Annotated in this window: 15 protein-coding genes and 1 tRNA gene; 8 read left to right on the top strand and 8 right to left on the bottom strand. The window is 74.1% G+C overall.

Annotated elements, in window-relative coordinates:
- Nucleotides 1-26 precede the first annotated feature (26 nt).
- The 5 genes from ACTWP5_RS05795 (at nucleotide 27) to ACTWP5_RS05775 (ending at nucleotide 5,430) form a co-directional block, all read left to right on the top strand.
- Nucleotides 27-1,244 carry a DNA polymerase III subunit delta' gene (locus ACTWP5_RS05795; protein ID WP_443219638.1) on the top strand — a complete coding sequence of 406 codons (1,218 nt, stop codon included), beginning with the start codon at nucleotides 27-29 and terminating at the stop codon, nucleotides 1,242-1,244.
- Between the two features lie 218 nt (nucleotides 1,245-1,462).
- Complete coding sequence (locus ACTWP5_RS05790) at nucleotides 1,463-3,130, top strand: alpha/beta hydrolase (protein ID WP_443219637.1); 1,668 nt, start codon at nucleotides 1,463-1,465, stop codon at nucleotides 3,128-3,130.
- A gap of 76 nt (nucleotides 3,131-3,206) precedes the next feature.
- Nucleotides 3,207-4,112 carry an alpha/beta fold hydrolase gene (locus ACTWP5_RS05785; RefSeq protein ID WP_443219636.1) on the top strand — a complete coding sequence of 302 codons (906 nt, stop codon included), beginning with the start codon at nucleotides 3,207-3,209 and terminating at the stop codon, nucleotides 4,110-4,112.
- 6 nt (nucleotides 4,113-4,118) lie between these two features.
- Nucleotides 4,119-4,192 (top strand) — tRNA-Thr (locus tag ACTWP5_RS05780).
- 365 nt (nucleotides 4,193-4,557) lie between these two features.
- Entirely contained in the window at nucleotides 4,558-5,430 is an 873-nt protein-coding gene (locus ACTWP5_RS05775; RefSeq protein WP_443219635.1) for a sulfotransferase family protein, read from the top strand.
- A gap of 87 nt (nucleotides 5,431-5,517) precedes the next feature.
- On the opposite strand, the gene ACTWP5_RS05770 is transcribed toward ACTWP5_RS05775, so the two are convergent.
- Together ACTWP5_RS05770 and ACTWP5_RS05765 are read right to left on the bottom strand one after the other, a co-directional pair.
- Nucleotides 5,518-6,105 carry a maltokinase N-terminal cap-like domain-containing protein gene (locus ACTWP5_RS05770; protein ID WP_443219634.1) on the bottom strand — a complete coding sequence of 196 codons (588 nt, stop codon included), beginning with the start codon at nucleotides 6,103-6,105 and terminating at the stop codon, nucleotides 5,518-5,520.
- 90 nt (nucleotides 6,106-6,195) lie between these two features.
- Nucleotides 6,196-7,158, bottom strand: a complete 963-nt coding sequence (locus ACTWP5_RS05765) for an SMP-30/gluconolactonase/LRE family protein (RefSeq protein WP_443219633.1) — start codon at nucleotides 7,156-7,158, stop codon at nucleotides 6,196-6,198.
- A 107-nt stretch (nucleotides 7,159-7,265) separates the two neighbouring features.
- Between ACTWP5_RS05765 and ACTWP5_RS05760 the strand changes: the two genes are divergently transcribed.
- Complete coding sequence (locus ACTWP5_RS05760) at nucleotides 7,266-7,718, top strand: Lrp/AsnC family transcriptional regulator (RefSeq protein WP_443219632.1); 453 nt, start codon at nucleotides 7,266-7,268, stop codon at nucleotides 7,716-7,718.
- Nucleotides 7,719-7,747: 29 nt separating this feature from the next.
- On the opposite strand, the gene ACTWP5_RS05755 is transcribed toward ACTWP5_RS05760, so the two are convergent.
- The 5 genes from ACTWP5_RS05755 to ACTWP5_RS05735 are packed head-to-tail and all read right to left on the bottom strand — an operon-like array spanning nucleotide 7,748 to nucleotide 17,121.
- Nucleotides 7,748-10,414: an MATE family efflux transporter gene (locus ACTWP5_RS05755; protein ID WP_443219631.1), complete on the bottom strand. Its 2,667-nt coding sequence runs from the start codon at nucleotides 10,412-10,414 to the stop codon at nucleotides 7,748-7,750.
- Between the two features lies 1 nt (nucleotide 10,415).
- Nucleotides 10,416-14,150: an SDR family NAD(P)-dependent oxidoreductase gene (locus ACTWP5_RS05750; RefSeq protein WP_443219630.1), complete on the bottom strand. Its 3,735-nt coding sequence runs from the start codon at nucleotides 14,148-14,150 to the stop codon at nucleotides 10,416-10,418.
- Nucleotides 14,147-15,001, bottom strand: a complete 855-nt coding sequence (locus tag ACTWP5_RS05745; RefSeq protein ID WP_443219629.1) for an ACP S-malonyltransferase — start codon at nucleotides 14,999-15,001, stop codon at nucleotides 14,147-14,149. The genes ACTWP5_RS05750 and ACTWP5_RS05745 overlap by 4 nt, the downstream gene beginning before the upstream one ends.
- 15 nt (nucleotides 15,002-15,016) lie before the next feature.
- Entirely contained in the window at nucleotides 15,017-16,072 is a 1,056-nt protein-coding gene (locus ACTWP5_RS05740; protein WP_443219628.1) for a hypothetical protein, read from the bottom strand.
- A gap of 20 nt (nucleotides 16,073-16,092) precedes the next feature.
- Nucleotides 16,093-17,121, bottom strand: a complete 1,029-nt coding sequence (locus ACTWP5_RS05735; protein WP_443219627.1) for a hypothetical protein — start codon at nucleotides 17,119-17,121, stop codon at nucleotides 16,093-16,095.
- Between the two features lie 541 nt (nucleotides 17,122-17,662).
- Between ACTWP5_RS05735 and ACTWP5_RS05730 the strand changes: the two genes are divergently transcribed.
- Entirely contained in the window at nucleotides 17,663-18,856 is a 1,194-nt protein-coding gene (locus ACTWP5_RS05730) for a glycoside hydrolase family 43 protein (protein ID WP_443219626.1), read from the top strand.
- A gap of 144 nt (nucleotides 18,857-19,000) precedes the next feature.
- Here the strand turns inward: ACTWP5_RS05730 and ACTWP5_RS05725 are convergent, their stop codons facing one another.
- Entirely contained in the window at nucleotides 19,001-19,738 is a 738-nt protein-coding gene (locus ACTWP5_RS05725) for a VOC family protein (RefSeq protein ID WP_443219625.1), read from the bottom strand.
- An 812-nt stretch (nucleotides 19,739-20,550) separates the two neighbouring features.
- Here ACTWP5_RS05725 and ACTWP5_RS05720 point away from each other — a divergent pair.
- Nucleotides 20,551-21,156: a LuxR C-terminal-related transcriptional regulator gene (locus tag ACTWP5_RS05720; RefSeq protein ID WP_443219624.1), complete on the top strand. Its 606-nt coding sequence runs from the start codon at nucleotides 20,551-20,553 to the stop codon at nucleotides 21,154-21,156.
- The last annotated feature ends 190 nt before the right edge of the window (nucleotides 21,157-21,346 follow it).

Raw genomic sequence — 21,346 nt, 5'->3', positions numbered from 1 at the left:
GCGGCACGAAGGAGCGAGGAGCACCGATGGCGGTCTGGGACGACCTCGTGGGCCAGGAGCGGGTGGTGGCGCAGCTGACCGCCGCCGCGCGGGACGCCGACACGTTCGTCACCGCCGCCACACGGCCGGAGTCCGGTGGCTCCGCCGCCACCGCGTTGTCCGGCTCCGCCATGACCCACGCCTGGCTGTTCACGGGGCCGCCCGGCTCCGGCCGCTCCACGGCGGCGCGGGCGTTCGCCGCCGCGCTCCAGTGCGTCAGCCCGGACCGCGCGTTGGGCGGCGAGCCCGGCTGCGGCTTCTGCGACGGGTGCCACACCGCGCTCGTCGGCACCCACGCCGACGTCGAGGTCGTCCGCACCGAGCTGCTCACCATCGGCGTCAAGGAGACCCGCGAGCTCGTGCGCGGAGCCCAGCTCTCGCCCGCAGGCGGGCGGTGGCAGGCCATCGTCATGGAGGACGCCGACCGCCTCACCGAGGGCGCGGGGAACGTGCTGCTGAAGGCCATCGAGGAGCCCGCCCCCCGCACCGTGTGGCTGCTGTGCGCGCCCTCCGTGGAGGACGTCCTGCCCACGATCCGCTCCCGCTGCCGCCACCTGACGCTGCGCACCCCGCCCGTCGCCGCCGTGGCGGACGTGCTGATGCGGCGGGACGGCATCGAGCCCGAGGTGGCGCACGCCGCCGCCCGCGCCACCCAGGGCCACATAGGACGCGCCCGGCGGCTGGCCACCGACGAGCGGGCGCGGGCGCGCCGCGCCACCGTGCTGCGCCTGCCCGAGCGGCTCGGCGACATCGGCGGCTGCCTGCGCGCCGCGCAGGAGCTGGTCGACGCCGCCGCCGAGGACGCCAAGCAGCTCGCCGAGGAGCTCGACGCCAAGGAGACCGAGGAGCTGCGCGCCGCCCTCGGCGCGGCCGAGGGCAAGCGGCTGCCGCGCGGCACGGCCGGCGCCATGCGGGACCTGGAGGACCGGCAGAAGCGCCGCGCCACCCGCACCCAGCGGGACACGCTCGACCTGGCCCTCACCGACCTCACCGCCTTCTACCGCGACGTGCTGGCACGCCAGTTCGGCTCGGGCCTCGCCACGTCCGGTGGCGAGAGCGAGGCGGCGGTGGAGCGGATCGCGCACTCCTCCCGGCCCGAGCAGACGCTGCGGCGCATCGAGGCCGTCCTCGCCTGCCGCCAGGCGCTCGACCGGAACGTGGCGCCCCTGCTGGCCGTCGAGGCCATGACGATGGCCCTCCGCTGACGCACGCGCCGCCCGATCCCACCCCGCCCTCCCCATCCCCCTCCTCCTCGCCCCCTCCTCCTCGCCCGTCTCCCCGAACTCTCCACGGAACGCTGGGTGAGGCTCTGCGGTGCAGCCCCCACCGAGCCGTTAGGCTCCGTTTGACCTCATATCCAGCCCCGACCCCGACACCACCCCCCGACACCATCCCCCACGACGCGACGACGGGACCGAAGACCATGCGCATCGCCCGCCCCGCCGGAACCGCCTCCCCGGCGGCCCCCACCGCGCGCCGGCGCCTGACCGTCGCCGCCGTCGCGGCGGCCCTCCTCGTGGCCGCTTCCGGCTGTTCCTCCTCCGACGACGACCGCCCCACCGACCGGGCCACCTCGGACGAGGCGTCCGCCCCCGACGGCGAGCAGGACGGCGACCGCGCCGTCCCCGACGCCCCGATCCTCGACCCCCTCCCCGAGGAGATCCCCGCCAACCTCCAGTCGTACTACGACCAGGAGCTGAGCTGGGAGAGCTGCCAGGGCGCGGGCGGCCGGGCCGGCTTCGAGTGCGCGATGCTCACCGTCCCCCTGGACTACGCCCACCCCGACCCGGCCACCGACATCCAGGTCGCCGTCACCCGCCAGGCCGCCAACGACCCCGGCACCCGCATCGGCGCCCTGCTGATGAACCCGGGCGGTCCCGGCTCCTCGGCCGTCGAGTTCGCCCAGACCCAGTCGACGTACATCTTCCCGGCCGAGGTCAGGGCCCGGTACGACATGGTCGGCTTCGATCCCCGCGGCACCGGCGGCACCGAGCCCGTCGAGTGCCTGCCCGGCGAGCGGATGGACGACCACACCGCCACCGACCGCACCCCGGACGACGCCGCCGAGATCGACGCGCTCATCGCGACGATGGAGGACTTCGGCGAGGGCTGCCAGGAGCGCACCGGCGAGCTGCTGGAACACCTCTCCACCATCGAGACCGCCCGCGACATGGACGTGCTCCGCTCCGCCCTCGGCGACGAGCAGCTGCACTACGTGGGCTTCTCCTACGGCACCAAGCTCGGCGCCACCTACGCGGGGCTCTTCCCCCACCGCGTCGGCCGGCTCGTCCTCGACGCCGCCGTCGACCCGCGGCTGCCCACCCTCGACACCGACCGCGAGCAGGCCGGCGGCTTCGAGACCGCGTTCCGCTCCTTCGCGTCGGACTGCGCCGAGCTGGACGACTGCCCGCTGGGCACGGGCGACGCCGACGCCGCCTCACAGCGGCTGCTGGACTTCTTCGCCGACATCGACGCCAACCCGCTGCCGACCGACGACCCCGAGCGGCCCCTGACCGAGTCCCTGGCCACGACGGGCGTCGCCCTCGCGATGTACGCCCCGTCGCTGTGGCCCGTGCTGCGCGACGCCCTGACCGCCGCGTTCGACGAGGGCGACGGCGCGCCCCTGCTGGACCTGGCCGACTCGTACTACGAGCGCGAGGGCGACGGCAGCTACGACACCAGCTCCTTCGCGTTCCACGCCATCGGCTGCCTCGACAGCCCGGCCGGCTCCCAGAACCCGGACGAGGTGCGCGAGCTGCTCGCCTCGTACGAGGAGGCGTCCCCGACGTTCGGCGCGGACTTCGCCTGGGCGACGCTCCAGTGCGGCCTGTGGCCCGTGGAGCCCAGCGGCCACCCGGTCTCCATCCCGGCCGCCGGCGCGGCGGACATCCTCGTCCTCGGCACCACCCGCGACCCGGCCACCCCCTACGCCTGGGCTGAGGGCCTCGCCGAGCAGCTGGAGTCCGGCATCCTCATCTCGTACGACGGAGACGGCCACGGCGCCTACGCCGTCGGCAGCGACTGCGTGGACGAGGCGGTCAACGCCTACCTCCTGGACGACGTCAGCCCGGAGAACGGCACGACCTGCTGACGCGGGGGGTCGGTCCGTCGCTCTGCTGAGAGCCGATCGACCCCCGACGCCCCGTCCCGCCCCGTACCGTCGTGGCATGGCGAGGGTGCGGTGCGACGGCGTCGAGTTCGGCTACGACGAGGCGGGCAGCGGCCCCGTGGTGGTCCTCCTCCACGGGGCGATGACCGACCGCCACGTGTGGGACCACCAGTTCGCGGCCCTCGCCGAGGACCACCGGGTGATCCGGTACGACGCGCGCGGCACCGGGGAGTCCGGGTCCGGCGCGGGGGAGTTCGCCCACCACGAGGACCTGCTGGCCCTGCTCGACGCGCTGGACGTGGCGTCCGCCACCCTCGTCGGCACCTCCATGGGCGGCGCCCGCGCCCTCGACGCGACCCTGGCCGCGCCCGACCGCGTCACCGCCCTGGCCCTGATCTCCTCGGGCCTCTCCGGCCACAGCTGGCCGGCGGAGATGGCGGCGCAGGCCAGGGAACGGGTCCACAGCGCCGTGGACCCGGCCCGGCTGGCGCGGTACCGCGAGGGGACGGCGCTGCCGGAGCTGGCGGCCTTCCTTCCCCACGACGCCGAGGCGTTCGCGGCGGCCCACGTGCGCTGGATGGTCCCCGACACCGCCGCCCCAGGGGTCGTCGAGCGGCTCACGGCGATGATGCGCGAGGTGATGACGCGGGCGTGGAACGGCACGGGTCCGCCCGCCGAGGAGCGCACGGCGGCGACCTCGCTCGCCGACCTGTCCCGCATCCGGGTGCCGACCCTGGTGGTCAACGGCCTGGCCGACCTGCCATGGATCCAGCAGCTCTCGACCCAGCTGGCCACCACCATCCCCGGCGCCCACCACGTCGACCTCCCCCAGACCGGCCACCTCGCACCCACGGAACGCCCGGCCGAGGTCACGGCCCTGCTGCGCGAGCTGCTGGTGAGCACCCGCCCGGCGGGCGGGGCAGAGCCCATCACGAAGCCATGTAGACTGGGCGCGGCCCTTTGAGGCCCCGCCGCCTTAGCTCAGTCGGCCAGAGCGACGCACTCGTAATGCGTAGGTCAAGGGTTCGATTCCCTTAGGCGGCTCCGCCAGAAGCCCAGGTCATGTGGACCGTGACCTGGGCTTGTTCTTGTCCGTTGGCCCTGCCTGGGCGGGGAGTCTGGTGCCGGGTCACTGACAGGCCTGCGTGCGGGCTCGCACGGTGGTTCTTGTCAGTGGTCTCGCCGCGCAGCTTCTCAGGAACGCGTTCACGACGTGCTCGAAGCCGTCGATCACCGTCTCGTCCAGGGCGGATGTGGCACCGCGGACTCGTGGAGTCGACCGTTGGCGGTGCTCTGTTGGGGGGTGGGTCGGACGTCGCGGTGGCTCTCGATGCCGGGTTGCGTCGTGCCCTCGGCCGGTCGGGTGACACTTGGTGGCGGTGGGGCTCGGTGCGTGGCACGGTGCTGACATGCAAGGACTGGCCTACCGCATCGGCGCCGCCCTCGAACGTCGCACGGGGCTGCGCGTGTCCCGCGCGCCCAGGGAGGGCTCGGCGGGCACCACGGGTAAGGCCGCCGCGGCGCGGCCTCCGGTGGATCCGGCGGCTGACCGGCTGTTGGTCGCCCCGGTGTTCGTGCTCTCCGCGCCCCGCTCGGGGTCCACGCTGATGCGGGTGGTGCTCGACAGCCACTCGCAGCTCCACGCCCCCATCGAGACCCACGTCCGGCGCCTGGCCGTGCGCTTCACCACCCGCCTCAGCCGTACCGCCATGGACGCGCTGGGCCACGGCGTCGCCGACGTGGAGCACATCCTGTGGGACCGGATGCTCCACCGCGAGCTGTTGCGCAGCGGCAAGCGCACGGTCGTGGAGAAGACGCCGAGCAACGTCTTCGTCGCCGAACGGCTCGCCCTCGCCTGGCCCGACGCCCGCTTCGTCTTCCTGCTGCGTCACCCAGCCGCCATCGCCCGGTCCTGGCACGAGGCCGACCCCGCCCGCCGCCCGATGAACCGGGCTGTGCCGCACACCCTCCGGTACGTCCGGGCCCTGGAGCGCGCCCGCCGCGCCCTCCCCGGGCTCACCGTCCGCTACGAGGACCTGACCGCCGACCCCGAGGCCACGGTCCGCCGCGTCTGCGACTTCCTCGACGTGCCGTGGGAGCCCGGCATGATCTCCTACGGCCGGCACGACCACGGCAACGGCACCTTCACCAAGGGCATGGGCGACTGGCGCGACAAGATCCGCTCCGGCACCGTCCAGCCCGGCCGGCCGCTGCCCCGCCCCGACGAGGTGCCCCGCGCGCTGCGCGAGATGTGCGCCCGCTGGGAGTACCTGCGCGCGTGACGCCGACCGAACGGCTCGGTCGGAAACCCCGTCAGGGACGGGCGGGTCGGGGCGGGCACGGTGCTGGAGGACCGTTCGCGCGGCCTTCTAGCGTGGGGCGACGGCCGAGGCGACCGCGAGGACGGCGCGGGCGGTCGTTCCGTCCGGCCAGGTCCACCCGGCGACGAGGTGCGCGGGCGGGTTCTGTGCGGGCTCCGCCGGTCGCAGGACGCGGTTGAGGTGGACGTCGAGGCCGTCGACGGGGGCGGTGCCGTGCACGGTGACGGTCGGGTCAGGGGTGTCACTCAGGCTCTGGTGCTGCGGCGTCGCCTCGCCGCGCAGGAGCGCGCGCAGCCGCGCCGTCACCACCGGATCGTGAGCGCCGTCGTAGATCCAGCGGGTGCCGAGCACCCCGTGCTCGGAGGTGCCGATCAGCGCCTCCTCGGGGACGCCCTCCAACGCCTCACCTCGGTAGCCCAACGGGACCAGGTACGCCACCGGTTCCGGCGTGGTGGCGTCCACCACGACCATGATCTCGATGCCGACCTCGCCCTCCGGATCGTCCAGACGGAACCCGCCGGCCCTCACCAGTTCGGGCGTGGCCGTGCTGCCCAGGTACCAGGTCTGCTTCGGCAGCCACGCGGTGAGCAACTCCAGCTTGGTGGGCGTCATGGTGGTGCGGTGGATGGTGGCCATGCGAACTCCTCGGGGTGCTGGTGTCCGTCCGTCCTCGAACGGTAGGTGATCGACCGGGAGGGGGAACGCCTGGGCGACGTGTGGTCGGGGTCAACGAGGTGCCGTGTCCCGCCAGGGCCTGGGGCCCGGGCCGGTCGGGTGTGTGCCCGTGACGCTCGTGACCACCGAGTAGAGGCTGGTCTCGGCGGTGATGAAGAGGCGGTTGCGCTTGGTGCCGCCCCAGGAGATGTTGGAGACCGCCTCGGGGACGTCGAGCCGCCCGATGAGGGTGCCGTCGGGGGCGTAGCAGTGCACGCCGTCGGTCATCGCCGCCGCCCAGAGTCGGCCGGCGTCGTCGAAGCGGAGGTTGTCGAAGCGGGCGTCCTCGCGGGCCGTGGCGTCGGCGAAGATCTCGCCGTCCGACAGCGTGCCGTCCTCGCGGACGTCGAAGACCCGGATGAAGCCCGCCCGGGTGTCGGAGACGAACAGGCGTCGCTCGTCGGCGGAGAAGACCAGGCCGTTCGGGGCGCCGAAGCAGTCGGCGACCAGCCGGACCTCGCCGGTGGCGGGGTCGACGCGGTAGACGTTGTTGGAGCCGATCTCGCTGTCCCCGCGAAAGCCCTCGTAGTCGCTGGTGATGCCGAAGTCCGGGTCGGAGAACCAGATCGAGCCGTCGGACTTCACCGCCGCGTCGTTCGGGCTGTTCAGGCGCTTGCCCTGCCAGCGGTCGGCCAGCACCGTGACCGTGCCGTCGTGTTCGGTCCTGGTGACCCGGCGGTTGCCCTGCTCGCAGGTGACGAGTCGGCCCTGGCGGTCGAGGGTGTTGCCGTTGGTGTGCCCGGCTGAGCGGCGGAAGGTGCTGACGGCGCCGGTCTCCTCGTCCCAGCGCAGCATGCGGTCGTTGGGGATGTCGCTCCAGACCACCTGCCGCCAGGCGGGGACGTAGACGGGGCCCTCGGCCCAGCGGCAGCCGGTGTACAGGACCTCCAGGCCGTCGTCGCCGTACATGCACCGCCCGGTGCGGAACCGGTCGTCGAACATCTCGTACAGCGCGGGCCGCCGCTCGCTGGTCATGGGGGTTCTCCTCCTGGTCGGGCAGCGATGGCCGAAGGTGGTTCGGTGTTTCGGGAAGAGTGGAGGATGACATATGGTGATGGCAAGACTTGGCCGAACGGAGAGTCGTGGATCACATTGATCGCGCCCTGGTGGCGCAGCTCCAGCAGGACGCCACCCAGTCCTACGCGGCGTTGGGCCGGGGCGTGGGACTGTCCGCCGGCGCGGCGCACGAGCGCGTGCGGAAGCTACGGGAACGGGGCGTCATCCGGCGCACCACCGCCGAGGTGGACCCGGTGGCGGTGGGCGCCGGCGTGCTGGCCTACGTGATGGTCGACTCGACCTCCTGGATGGGGGATTCGGCGGAGAGTTTCGCGGCGCTCCCCGAGGTCATGGAGGCGCACATCATCGCCGGCAGCGCGTCGGTGCTGGTGAAGGTCAGGACCGCCACCACCGAGCAGCTCCAGGACGTGCTGCGTCGGATCTACGCGATCGACGGGGTCAGCGGGACGCAGGCCACGGTGGTCCTGGAGACCTTCTTCGAGCGCCCGGTCTCCCCCCGGACCGCTGACGGGACGTGACCGCCGTTCCCGGCCCGCCGCCGTGAGGGCTACGCGCCCGCCGCCCGGAGGGCGGCCCAGCGGACGCGGGTGGCCGCGTGTTCGGGGAGGTGGCGGTTGGTGTGGAGGCGGGTGGCGGCGGTGGTGAGGGCCTTGCCGAGGGAGGGGTCGGTGAGGAGGTCCGCGCAGTGGCGGGCCAGGGCGGCGGCGGTGTCGGCGACGGCCAGGTGGTCGCCGGCGACGACGTCGAGGCCCTCGGCGCCGATCGTGGTGCTGACCACCGGGACGCCGTGCGCGAAGGCTTCGAGGATCTTGATGCGGGTGCCGCTGCCCACCCGCAGCGGGACGACGACCAGGTCGGCGGCCCGCAGGTGGGGCGTCATGTCCTCGACCGCGCCGGCGACCTCGACGTGGGGGCCCGCCAGGGCGGCGACCTCGGGGGTCGACGCGCCCGCCAGCACGACGCGTGCGTCGGGGACGCGCTCGTGGATCAGCGGCAGGATCTCGCGCGTCAGCCAGGCGGCGGCGTCCGCGTTGGGCGGCCAGTCGAAGGAGCCCTGGAAGAGGATCGTCGAGCCCGACGGGTGAGGCGGGTGAGGCGGGTGGGAGGGGGGAGCGGGGTAGGTGTTGGGGACCACGACGGTGTGGGCCGCGTTCAGGCGGGTCATGTCGTCGGCGCAGGCGACGACGGCCACGTCCACCTCGCGTGCCAGCCGCTGGTGGACGCGTTCCCACCAGGCGATCGAGCGGCGCGCCTGCGTCCGCTGCCACGGCGTCAGCGGGACGCCCCACACGCCCCGGCCGAGCCGTGCCCAGCGGCGGATCAGCACGTCCTCGAAGTCGTCCACGTCGACGACGGTGCGCCCGGTGAACCGGCCGCGCAGTGGCAGCCAGGCGCGTTCCCGGTTGAACCACACCAGCGTGTAGCGGGTGTCGGTGGACCAGGCGGGCAGGGCGGCGGCGCGGGTGAGGGCGCGGCGCTGGTGGGCGGCGTGGGCGGCGGACGGGCCGCGGGCGGCGATCTCCAGGAAGGCGCGGGCGCCGGAGTAGGCCGGCATGGTGACGGTGCCGGTGCGGGCGAAGTGGGCGGTCTCCTCGGGCGGGGGCGGCGCGGCGTCCGGGGGCGCGAGGAAGAGGGCGTCCACGGGGCCGAGTTCGGCGAGGGCGTGGGTGACCACGTCCATGCGCCGCACCGCGCCGTTGGCGGGTCGGCGGGGCAGGATGTCGCTGACGAAGAGGGAGCGGATCATCGGTCGGCCCTGCCCTCCGGTGTCGGATGGGGTGTCGTGGCGGACGGTGTGGCGGGTGGGGTGGTGGGGGGGGGTCATCGAGGGGGCGTCTCGTTTCGTACGTGCCGGTGCCGGCGCCGGTGCCGGTGCCGCCGGCGGGGGTGGCGCGGGTGGGGTGGTGAGGGCGCGGCGGGTGGCGAGGAGGGTGTAGGCCAGGCCCACGGCCCAGCCGACGACCGCCGCCCACATGACGCCGTCGACGCCCCACGCCTGGCCCAGCGCGTACGACAACGGCAGCCGGACCACGCCCAGCGACACCACCGTGCAGGCCAACGGCACGACGGTGCGGGCGATGCCGTTGAACCAGCCGTGCAGCACGACCATCAGGGTGTAGCAGAGGAAGAACGGCGCCGTGATGAGGATGTAGCGCTCCGTGATCAGGCGCGTGGCGGGGCTGTCGGAGAAGAGGGCGGCGATGGGCCCGCGCCCGGTGAGGAGGAGAAGGGTGACGGCCGCGGTGAGCGCGACGGTGAGCCACGCGGTGTGGCGGACGCCCACCCGGACGCGCACCGCGTGCCCGGCGCCGGTGTTCTGCGCGGTGAAGACCATCAGCGCGCCGGAGAGGGTGAGGAAGAGGACGCTGGTCAGCAGCTCCAGCCGGGCGACGACGGTCAGCGCGGCGAGGGCCGACTCCCCGAACGGCGTGATGATCCAGACCAGGACCAGGACGCCCACGCCGACGAGGAGGTACTGCGCGGCCATCGGGGTCCCGATCCGCAGGCCCCGCCGCACCTCGGCCCGCACCGTGGCGGCCGTGACCCGGTCCGGGCCGGGCGGGCGGCGGCGTTGCTCGCGCACCAGGCGGGCGAGGCCGAGCGCCGCCGCGAGGGCGTTGGCGGCCAGCACGGCGAGCGCCGCGCCCGCGATCCCGAGCCGCCAGGGCCCGACGAACAGCCAGGCGAACGCCGCGTTCAGCACGCTCGCGACGATCATCAGGCCGGTGGCGGCGCGGGCGTCGCCGCGGCCGGTCAGGACGGCGCACACGGCGCCGAGCGCGTAGACCGCGACCATGCCCGCGCCGAGCGTCACCATGAACGTGCGGGCCTGGGCGGCGACCTCGCCCGTCACGCCCGCGAGCGTCAGCAGCGGGCCGGTGGCCAGGACGGCGGCCACGGCGCAGACCGCCGACCACCCGGCGGTGCACACCGCGAGCGCCGCCAGCGTGCTCGGGTCGTCGCGCCGCCCGGCGCCGGCGAGGTGCCCGAGCCGCACCGAGAACGCGGCGGAGACGCCGGTGAACAGCGACGTCAGGATCGTGTACAGCGGCTGCGCCGCGCCCATCGCGGCCAGCCCGGTGACGCCCACGTAGCGGCCGACGACCGCGCTGTCGACCAGCAGGTACCCCTGCTGGAGGAGGTTGGCCAGGGAGAGCGGGGCCGCGATCCCGACGACGCCGGTCAGGACCGGGCCCCGCGTCAGGTCCGGCACGTCACTCTCCGGGCTCTCCGGGCTCTCCGGGCTCTCCGGGCTCTCCGGGCGAGGTGAGCAGCTCGTCGAGCCAGGAGTCGTCGTCCGGGAGGTCGGTGTCGTCCGCGTCGTACTTGGTGTCGATGAGCCGCGCGACGGCGACGACGGTGCGCTCGCTCATCAGGTCGACGGTGTCGAACGGGCGGCCCAGGCAGGCGGTGATGTTGTTGCCGATGGTCAGCGCCATGATCGAGTCGCCGCCCATGTCACGGAAGTCGGCGTGCACGTCGATCGCGGGATAGCCGAGGGCGTGCGCCAGGCAGCGGCCCACCATCCGTTCGCTGTCGGTGTACTTGTCGTCCTCGCGTCCGGTGAGGCGCACCTCGGTGTTCTCCACGGCCTCGCGGACGCGGGCGACCTTCTGCTGTATCCGCTGTTCGAGCGCCACCATCCCGAGATCGATCTTGTCCGTGATGTCCTGGGAGAGGGTGACGTGGTACGTCCGCAGGACGCTCATCAACTCGCTCCCGTAGTTGACCTCACCGGCGAAGAACCCCGCCCGGTCGCCCCGGAGGGCCGCGTCGACGAGGTCGAGCCCGGCGCGGGTGCGCAGCGACCGGAACGCCAGGTCCTCGTTGGCGCCGGCGGCGACCGCCATGCCGACCTCCCGCCAGGCGACCCAGTCGACGCTGACCACGCGGTGCTCGGGGGTGTTCAGCGTGCGTGCCAGGTGGTCGAGGTAGAAGTTCGCGGCGGCGTAGTCGGCCTGTCCGAGGGCCGGGAAGACCGCCGCGACCGAGGACATGTGCAGCACGAAGTCGGGCCTGTCGTCCCGGGTCAGGTGGTGGAGGAGGAACGCGCCGCGCAGCTTCGGCCGCAGCACGGACGCGAAGCCGGCCTCGTCCCGGTACGCGATGAGGTTGTCGCCGGGCACGCCGGCGGCGTGCACGATGCCGTCCAGTCGGCCGTGGGCGGCGCGGATCGTGTCCACCACGGCGGCCAACGCGGCCTCGTCGGCGACGTCGGCGACGACCGGGTGCACCTCCGGGCCGAGCGCGGCGATCTCGCGGACCGCGGTGACGCGCGCGAACGCGGGATGCCGTGGGTCGGCGGCGACGGCCTCCCACTCGGCGCGCGGCGGCAGGCCGGTGCGGCCGAGCAGGTACAGGTGGCTGTCGGGGGCGCGTTCGGCGAAGTGCCGGGCCGTCTCCAGGCCGATGCCGCCGAGGCCGCCGGTGATCAGGTAGGCGCCGCCGGGTCGCAGGTAGGTCGCGCGGACCGCCGGGATTTCCGGCAGTTCGGCGAAGGACTCGCGGTACTTCTCGCCGCCGCGCAGCGCGTACACGCCGGCCTGCGTGGCGAGGATCTCCGCGCCCAGCAGCGTCGCCGGCACCGCGTCGTCGACGTCGATGGCCCGCACGGTGACGTACGGGTACTCCCGGGCGATCGCCTTGGCCAGCCCGGCGAGCGCCGCGTGTTCCGGGACGATCCCGGGCTCCCCGGGGACGACCGCGAGCGCCCGTCGGGTCAGCACCACGAGGTCGATCCGCGCGCCCGCGAGCATCAGCGCCTTCGCCAGGCGGAAGAGGCCGGTCAGGTGCGTCTCGACGCGGTGGTCGAGCGTCGCCGGGTCGGCCGCCGCCGTGTCGTCGAAGGCGAGCGCGTACACGAGGTGGGTGTACGCGCCGTCGACGAGTTCCTCGGCGAGCCCGTCCAGGTCGGCGGTGGCGCTGGTGGCGTCCGGGGTGAGCAGCACCGCGTCCCGCGGCAGGGCGGCGGCCACGGTGTCGGCGGCGGCCGGGCTCACCACCGCCATCACGCGGCCCGCCGGGCCGCCGGGCGTCGCGAGCGGCGCCGGGGCGAAGGACACCTCGTGGGTCACCGGGTGGTCGACGCGCGGCGTGGCCAGCGCGAACCGCTCGCGCCAGGTGTCGGGGAAGTCGATCCAGGCGCGGGTCTCGTCGAACTCGTACGGCGGCAGGTGCACGGTGCGGGGCCGCTGCCCCTCGCGCTCGTCGTACTGCGCGCGCAGGTCCAGCTCCCGGCCGCCGGCCCAGGCGCGGGCGGCGTCGGCCTGGGCGGCGTCCGGCACCTGGCCGGCCTCCGTGGCCGCCAGCGCCGCCCGCAGCGCGGGCAGATCGGCGATCGCGTAGGCGAGCCGGTGGGCGTGTCCGGCGCGGGAGACGTTCGAGGTCCAGCAGACGTCGCGGATGTCGCCGTCGATCCGCCCGTCGTCGATCGCCTCGCGGTAGCGGGTGACGAGCCGGGCGAGCGACGCGGGGGTCCGCGCGCTGAGGGTGAACAGGTACGGCGGCCGGTCCTCCCTGGCGGTCGCCGCCGGCGACGGGGTCGGGGCCGGGGCCGTCGGCGCCGGGGTGGGGACGAACTCCTCCAGCACGACGTGCGCGTTGGTGCCGCCGAGGCCGAAGGCGCTGACCCCGGCGCGGCGGGGGCCGTCCTCCGCCGTCCACGGGCGCGCCTCCAGCGGCACGTACACCGGTCCCTCGGCCAGGTCGATCGCGTTGTTCGGCCGGGTGTAGTTCGCCAGCGGCGGGATCACGCGGTGCCGCAGCGCGAGCGCGGCCTTGATGACGCCCATCACGCCCGAGCCCTCGAAGAGGTGGCCGATGTTCGCCTTCACCGAGCCCACCGCGCAGAACCCCCGGTCGTCGGTGCCGTCGGCGAACGCCCGCCGCAGCCCCTCGTACTCGATCGGGTCGCCGACGCGGGTGGCGGTCCCGTGCACCTCCAGGTAGCCGATCGAGCGGGGCTCGACGCCGGCCTCCCGCCACGCGGCCCGCAGCAGCTCGGCCTGGGCGCGGGCGTCGGGCGCGGTCATCATCTCGGAGCGGCCGTCGTGGTTGGCCGCGCTGCCCTTGATCACCGCGTAGACCTGGTCGCCGTCGGCCAGCGCCCGGTCCAGCCGCTTGAGGACGACCGCCCCCGAGCCCTCGCCGAAGCCGGTGCCGTCGGCGCTCTCGTCGAAGGTGCGGGTCTCGCCGTCGGAGGACTCGATGCCGATCCGGGTGTGGGGGTGGCGCATGGGCGCGAGCGTGATCCGGGTGCCGGCCACGACGGCCATCTCGCAGTCGCCGAGCAGCAGCCCCGCCCTGGCCTGGTGGAGCGCCAGGAGGGAGGCGGAGCAGGCGCTGTCGACCACCATGCTGGGGCCGCGCAGGTCGAACACGTACGACAGCCGGTTGGCCAGCATCGTGACGATGTTGCCGGTGATGCCCAGCTGGCCCAGCGCCGGGTCGATGCGGCAGAAGTACTCCATGTACGACCAGCCGGGGTTGGCCGCGTAGCCGACGTACACGCCGGTGCGGCTGCCGGCCAGCCGGTCGCCGGTGTAGCCGGCGTCCTCCAGCGCGCGGTACGCCGTGCGCAGGATCAGCCGCTGGTGCGGGTCGGTGGCGGCGGCCTGTTTCGGGGTCATGCCGAAGAACTCGTGGTCGAACAGGTCGATCCGGTCCAGGAAGCTGCCGTCGTGGAAGGCGATGTCGTCCTCGGTGTCGGGTACCAGCGCCGTCTCCCAGTGGTAGCGCAGGTACTCCTCCAGCTCGCGGCGCCGCCGGGCGGGGAACGGCCGGGTGAGGCTGCGGCCGGTGCGGACGATGTCCCAGAAGGCGTGCTGGTTCGGCGCGTCCGGCACCTCGACCGACAGTCCGACGACGGCGACGTCCGTGGTCGAGGCCGAGCCTGAGGGCGGGGTCGAGCGCGAGGGCGGGGTCGACTGCGAGGTCGTGGGCGTGCTCATACGCGTTCCTCCGTGGGCTGTGCCGTGATCCGGGCGATGAAGGCGGTGAGGGTGGTGCCGTTGACCTCGTCGAAGTGGTCGACGCCGGCCGCGCGGAGCGCCCGGACCGTGCGCACCCACTCCACCGGGTGGGAGATCTGCCGGCTCAGCAGCTCGACGGCCTGCTCGGGGACGAACGGGGCGCCGGTGACGCTGGACATCACGGGCGTGTGCCCGGCGCGGAAGGTGTACTCGCGCAGGACCCTCGCGAACGCCCGGCCGGCCGAGGCCATGAGGGGCGTGTGGAACGGGCCGCTGACGGGCACCGGCAGCACCCGGGCGCCCGGACCGCGCAGCGCCCTGACCGCGAGCCCCAGCTGGCGCCGTTCGCCGGCCACCGTCACCTGCCGGTCGCTGTTGCGGTTGGCGACGTGGACCAGGCTGAGGCCGGCGCCGCGCAGCGTCGCCTCGACCCGCGAGGAGTCGAGCCCGACGACGGCCACCATCGCGCCGTCGGTGACCTCGGCCATCAGCTCGGCGCGGCGACGGACCAGCGCCAGGCCGTCCATCAGGTCGACGACGCCGGCGGCCACCAGCGCGTTGAACTCGCCCAGGCTGTGCCCGGCGACGTAGTCGGGCCGCCGGCCGTCGCGCTCGCGGCGCAGCCAGGACAGCGCGTTGACGAGGAAGACGGCGGGCTGCGCGTAGCGGGTGTCGGAGAGCCGGTCGTCGGGGTCGTCGCGGCACAGCCGTTCCACGGGGTAGCCGAGCACCTCGGACGCGGCGGCGGTCTCGCGCGGGTACCGCGCGAACAGTTCTTCTCCCATGCCCTTGCGCTGTACGCCCTGGCCCGGGAAGACCAGACAGTGCATCGTGGACGCTCCTTGTCAGGCGGTTGCTGCGGCGGTTGGTTCGGGGACGCTGTGGTAGCGCAGGCCGTCGTGGCTGCCGCGCAGGCTCTGCCGGGTGAACATCCGGGCGGAGGGTCCGGGACCGAAGTCGACGACGTGGTCGGGCCGGCAGTCCTCGATCGCGGCGCGGACCGTGCCGGGCCAGTCCAGCGGCCGGCTCACCGAGTGGGTGAGGACCTCGGCCAGCAGGTCGTGGCGGTGCTGGAGGTTGGTCGGCGCGTCGGCGACGTACACCGGGATGGCCAGCAGTTCGCCGGTGAGCGGGAACGTCATGAAGAGCGACCGGTCCGCCAGCGCGGCGCGCACCGCCGGCTCCATCAGGGGGGTGTGGAACGGGGCGGTGCTGCGCAGGTACGCCCACCGCACCCCGGGCTCGGTCAGCCGCCGCGCGTGGCTCGCCCGGAACGCGGCGAGGTCGGCCGGGTCGCCGGCCAGCACGTGGGAGCGGGCGGAGTTCGCGAGCGCCAGGTGGACGGGGGAGCCCGTCACGAGCTCACGCAGCTCCTCGGCCGGCACGCCCTGCACGGCCGCCATCGGCGTGGCCGCGCCCATCCGGGGCGGTGCCCCCTGGTGGCAGCGGATCAGGGTCAGGGCGGTCATCGCGATCAGGTCGTGGCAGAACGCGGTGTACTCGCGGCGGCTGATCATGCGCAGCCCCGCGACCATCGCGCCGGCCAGGCCCATGCTGTGGCCGATGGCGGCCACCGGGGCGGGCCGGTCGTGGTGCGTGGCGCCGATCGCGGGTTGCAGGAGACACAGGTGGTAGATGTGGGCGCACAGGCCGTCCACGACGGAGTGCGCCAGGGTGGCGGCGTCGGGCGTGTCGCCGCGCAGCCAGGCGGTCAACGGGATGCCGCCGGGCAGCTCCCGGCGGTAGGCGTCCGCGCCGACGTGGTCGAGGACGCGCGCCACCGCCTCGGTCGCGGCGGCGAAGTACCGCGCGTTCTCCGGGCGGGCGTAGAGCGCTCGGAGTGCGGCGAGTGGCGGGCCCTGCATGCCGGCAAGGCCGCTGAAGAGGAATAACTGTCGCACGTGTCCCTCGCGGTGTGCGGCTACCGGCTACTGACCGTGGCCGGGAGCAGGATCTGCGGAAGGTCGGCCGCCTCGTCGACGAGGAGCCGTGCCGCCTGCTGTTCGCGTGTCCGTAGGTGCGCCAGGCCGCGGCGGAGCCGGTCCGCCGGCAGCGCGGGCAGCCCTTCCTGGAAGGCGCTGACCCGGTCCGACAGCGCGGTGGCGAGCTGCGCGATCCGGGCGTACGCGGCGCGGAGCCGCTCGCTGTGGGCGGTGTGCGCCAGGAACCGGCAGAACAGGGTGCGGGAGCCGGCCAGCAGGGCCAGGCTGTTGACGCCGGGCGCGCGGTAGGTGGCGGCGACCGTCGCGCGTTCCGTGACGAGGTTGTCGCCGACGGCGTCGTAGAGCTCGAAGTCGTCGCGGAAGGTGGCGAGGAACGCGCGGTACGCGGCCTCGAAGCCGTCCCGGTCGGGGTCGGCGACCTTCCGGACGGTGGCGCAGCCGGTGAACCAGCGGTCGGGTTCCCGGGCGTATCCCTCGCGGAGCACGTCCCATCCGACGGTCTCCGTGAAGAACTCGTGGTCGTCGGCGATGTTGTCGACGAGCAGGACGTCGGTGTCGCTCGTGCCGCAGACCAGGTAGGAGTGCAGGAACGCGTACTCCTCGGGGACCGTTCCGACCCGGTCCATGAACTCCACCCAGTAGGGGAAGTGGTGCCGGGGCGCGTAGAAGAACACCGGCTGCCCCGCGGCGATGAACCCGGCCAGGCCGGACTCGAAGCGGGCCAGGTCGACGGTCCCGGCCTCGAACACCTCGAAGCCGAGCAGGCGCAGGTCCGCGCCGGTCCCGTACGGGGTGTCGAACGCCCAACGGTCCCGCCCGAGCAGGTAGCAGTGGCGGTAGATCGCCGAGGTGGAGCCCAGCGCCCCGTACATCAGCAGGTCGGTCCAGGGTGTCTGGCCGCCGACGTACGCCAGGAGCTGGCCCGTCCGGCAGTGCAGGTGGTTGTTCGGATCCTGCGTGCGGATCCGGTCCACGCCGGGGAGCGTGATCATCCGGTCGCCGGGCACCGGCGGGGACCTCCGTTCGGCGACGCCTGGGCGGCGGTGGGCGCGTCCGGCCGTGCGTTCGATAAGGGCGCCGGGGGGCGTGTGTCTGTTCGCATGGGGCCACACGATGTCAGCAGTGTCCGCATCTGGTCAAGAAATCGATAAATTTTCATAATTGGCCCTGTATGACCGAAATCTTTCGAGGTGACGGGGCGCTCCGCTTCACGAATGGGCCGTGAGTGCGCCGACGGGGCGCGCGTGACGACGCCCACGAGTCCGGCTACGGCGGAGGAGAGGAAACGGTTCACTGGGCCCGTCGACGCGGGCTCGCCCGATCGGGTCGCCCGACCGGGTCGGGCGGCGGTCGCGCGACGGTCGTGCGCTCCTCGGCGGTCGGGTGCGCGGCGCGCTCGGGTCGCCGACCGTCGCCTTCGCGTCAACGTGACGCGCCTCGGTCTCGCTCGCGGGTCGGGGTCGTGACAAAGCGGCGGGGCTGTCGTAGCGTCCCAACGTACGTAATTCCGAAGCACGTTCGATATATCGGGCACGCAGAGGAGCCGCTGTGACCCCCACACCCACCCCCACACCCCCACGGAGGCGGCGCCGACACCGTCGTCTCCTCGCCGTCCTGCTGGCCGCCGCGGTCGGCGGCACGGCGCTCCTGCTCGGGCCGGGCGGCCAGGCCGCCACCGCGGGCACCGACGCGGGCCGCGACGGTGGCGCCACCGCCCAGGCCGCCGCGGACGCCGCGGACACTCCGGGCGCCCCCACCGCCCCCGGTGCTCCCGCCGACGGACCGTCCCCCACCGCCGCGTTCACCAACCCGGTCGTGCCGGGCCCCAACGCCGCCGATCCGTCGATCGTCCACCACGAGGGCGCGTACTACCACATCGCCACCACCTGGGCCTCGCACTGGGAGATCCGTACCGCCCCCACCCTGGGCGGACTGGCCTCCGCCGACCCCGTGACGGTCTACGAGGAGTCAGCCCCCGAGCGCTGCTGCAACTTCTGGGCCCCGGAGCTGCACCTCCTCGACGGGCCGAACGGCCAGCGCTGGTACCTCACCTACAGCGCGGGCGTCGCCCAGGACATCGACCACCAGAACGTCCACGTGCTGGAGAGCGCGGGCACCGACCCCATGGGCCCGTACACCTACAAGGGCCAGGTCGACCCGTACGGCGACGACCGGTGGATGATCGACAGCACCTACCTCACCACCGACAACGGTGAGCTGTACATGCTGTACTCCTTCTGGGAGGGCACGCAGAACATCTACGTCGCCCCGATGGAGAACCCCTGGACCCCGGCCTCGCCGGGCGTGCGGATCGCGACCCCCACCCACGACTGGGAGATGTCGGGCGCCGGCGTCAACGAGGGCCCCGCCGTCCTCCAGCACGACGGCCGCACCTTCGTCACCTTCTCCGCCTCGCACTGCGACACCCCCGACTACAAGCTGGGGCTGCTGGAGCTGACCGGCGACCCGATGGACCCGGGCGCCTGGCGCAAGTTCCCCGAGCCGGTCTTCGAGCGCAACGACGCGGCCGGCGTCTACGGCCCCGGCCACAACCAGTTCTTCACCTCCCCCGACGGCACCGAGACCTGGGTCGTCTACCACGCCAACCCCTCGGCCTCCGACGGCTGCGGCGCCTCCCGCACGACCCGGGCGCAGCCCATCACGTGGAACGAGGACGGCACGCCCGAGTTCGGCGTGCCGGTGGCTCCGGGCGAGGAACTGGCCGGCCCCTCGGGCGAGTAGCGACGCGGACGCGCCTGCGAACGGTCCCCGGTGTGCTGGACGGCGCGCCGGGGACCTCGCGGCCGGACCTCGGCCCCGGGGCCGGGACCCCGGGGCCGGGACCCCGGGGCCTCCCGCGTCGCGACGGGAGCCCCGGTGCTCCGGTCAGCGAGGGGTGAGGAGGCAGAACTCGTTGCCCTCCGGGTCGGCCAGGACCGTCCAGTGGATCGCGGACCGGTCGAAGTCGGGGTCGGTGGCGCCCAGGGCGCGCAGTCGGGCCGCCTCCGCGGCCATGTCGTCACCGGGGTAGGGGCGGACGTCGAGGTGGACGCGGTTCCACACGCTCTTGGTGTCCGGGGTGCGGACGAACTCCAGGTAGGGGCCGACGCCTTGGGCGGAGCGCAGGGACGCGTGCCCGTCGGTGACCTCGTGCACCGTCCAGTCCATCGCCTCGCCCCAGAAGCGGGCCATCTCCCGCGGGTCGGCGCAGTCGACCACGACCGCGGCGATCGGTCCGGTGTCCCGGTAGATCGGGCGGGGCTCCAGGACGCAGAACTCGTTGCCCTCCGGGTCGGCCAGGACCGTCCAGGGGACCTCGCCCTGCCCCACGTCGGCGGGTGTCGCGCCGAGAGCCTTCAGACGCGCGACCAGCTCCGTCTGATGGGCGGTCGAGGTGGTGGCCAGGTCGACGTGCACGCGGTTCTTGACCGTCTTGGGCTCGGGGCGGGCGATGATGTCGATGCAGACGGCCACGGGGTCGGGGTAGGAGAAACCCACGGGTTCGAGGTTGGTCACGCCGGGTGCCTCGCTGTCGACACCCCAGCCGAGTGCCTCGGCCCAGAACCGGCCGAGCGCGGAGTCGTCCCGGGCCTTCATGTTGATCTGCACGAGTCGTGTCGCCATGCCGCCGATCCTAGGAGCTGCCTCCGGCCCGGGCCCGCTACGGAGGCCGCGGCGTCCACCGCGCCCGCGTCCGCGTCCGCACCCGCGCCCGACGGGCGGTGTGACCCGTACGACACCGGGTGCTGGAGGGAGACCGGCGCACGGGTGGGTGAGGGGTTGTTCTGAGGGGGCACGGGCGCCCGCTCTGCCGCCGCCGTGCCCCGATGCGCCCTGACCCGTCCCACGGCTCGGCGGCCCCGGACAGGGGCGCCACCGCGCTGCCCGTGCCGCCCCCGCCGGGGCGGTCGTGATGCTCTGGCCAGGGCTTATGCACCGGTGTCGCGCGCGTGAGGGTTCGGGAGACGAGGTGGCGCATCAGTGATCATCGCGGCCTGGAGCCCACACAGGCATATGACGCTCGGTGGATTGGGCGCATACAGAGTGGAGTTCGGGGGCACACAGCGAACGCGATGACGCGGCCCGACGCGGTGCGTCGGCCGCGAGCGACGACATGGGACGAGGAGACGATGGCCGGACGCGACGAGGAGCACGGTGGCGGCCGTCCGGCCGCCCTCCCCGCCCTCCCCCTCGCTCCGCGCGTGACGCGTCGGCCACGGCGTCGGGCGTCGCGCCGGCACGCGGCGCGGGCGCCGGCCCGGGAGCCGCCCCGTGCCACGGTCCGACGCGGTGTGGGGCGGACGCGCCATCTCCCTGACGCGTGCCCCGTGATGCCGCGACCGCGTCCTCGTGCTGTCCGCGCCGCACGGTGCGCGCGACGCTGTGGGGTTCGGGGGCCGCCCCAAGTGCCTGTGAGTTCCGAGAGAGGAACCCCCGTGATCCGGATACTGCTCGTACACGACGCCTGCCTGCTGCGTTCGGCCCTGGCGTCCCTGGTCGGCGGGGCCGAGGACATCGACGTGACGACGGCGTCGTGGGAGGAGGCCGAGAAGCACGCGCGCCGCCGCCAGGCGGACGTCTGGATCGCCGACACGGACGGCTGCGGCGCCGTGCCGCTGCCGCTGGCGGCCCAGCTGGTCTGCCAGGAGGCCTCGGCCCGCGCGGAACTGCTCGTGCTGGCCGAGCGGGGCAGGCCCGGGCTCTTACGCGAGGCCTACGACGCCAGGGCCCTGGGCTACGTCTCCAAGGACGCTCCGCCCGAGCGGCTGCTGACCGCGATACGACGCGTGGCCGGCGGCGAGCGCTTCGTGGACGACGCCCTCGCCTACGACTTCCTCCAGGCGGCCGAGATGCCGCTCACGCGGAGGGAGCTGAGCGTGCTGTCACTCGCGGCCGACGGAGCGCCGGTCGCCGAGATCGCCGAACGGCTCCGGCTCGCCCGGGGCACGGTCCGCAACTACCTGGCCGCCATCACCCGCAAGACGGGCGCCCGCAACCGCGTGGACGCCATCCGCATCTCCCGCGGCGCCGGCTGGGTGTGACCAGCCGCGCAGCAGCTCGCGGTAGAGCGGAGAGCGGGCCAGCACCTCCCGGGGGCGGCCGTGGACCGTCCCCGCGCCGTCCAGCACCAGCACCAGCCCGGCGCGCTGCGCCGAGCTCACCCGGTGCGCGACGACCAGCAGCGTCGTGCCGGGGCGCCGGGCGAAGGCCACCTCCGCCCGGCGCTCCGCC

Source organism: Streptomyces sp. 4N509B (genome assembly GCF_052245655.1).
Lineage (GTDB): Bacteria > Actinomycetota > Actinomycetes > Streptomycetales > Streptomycetaceae > Streptomyces.
This window is presented reverse-complemented; position numbering and strand designations above follow the sequence as displayed.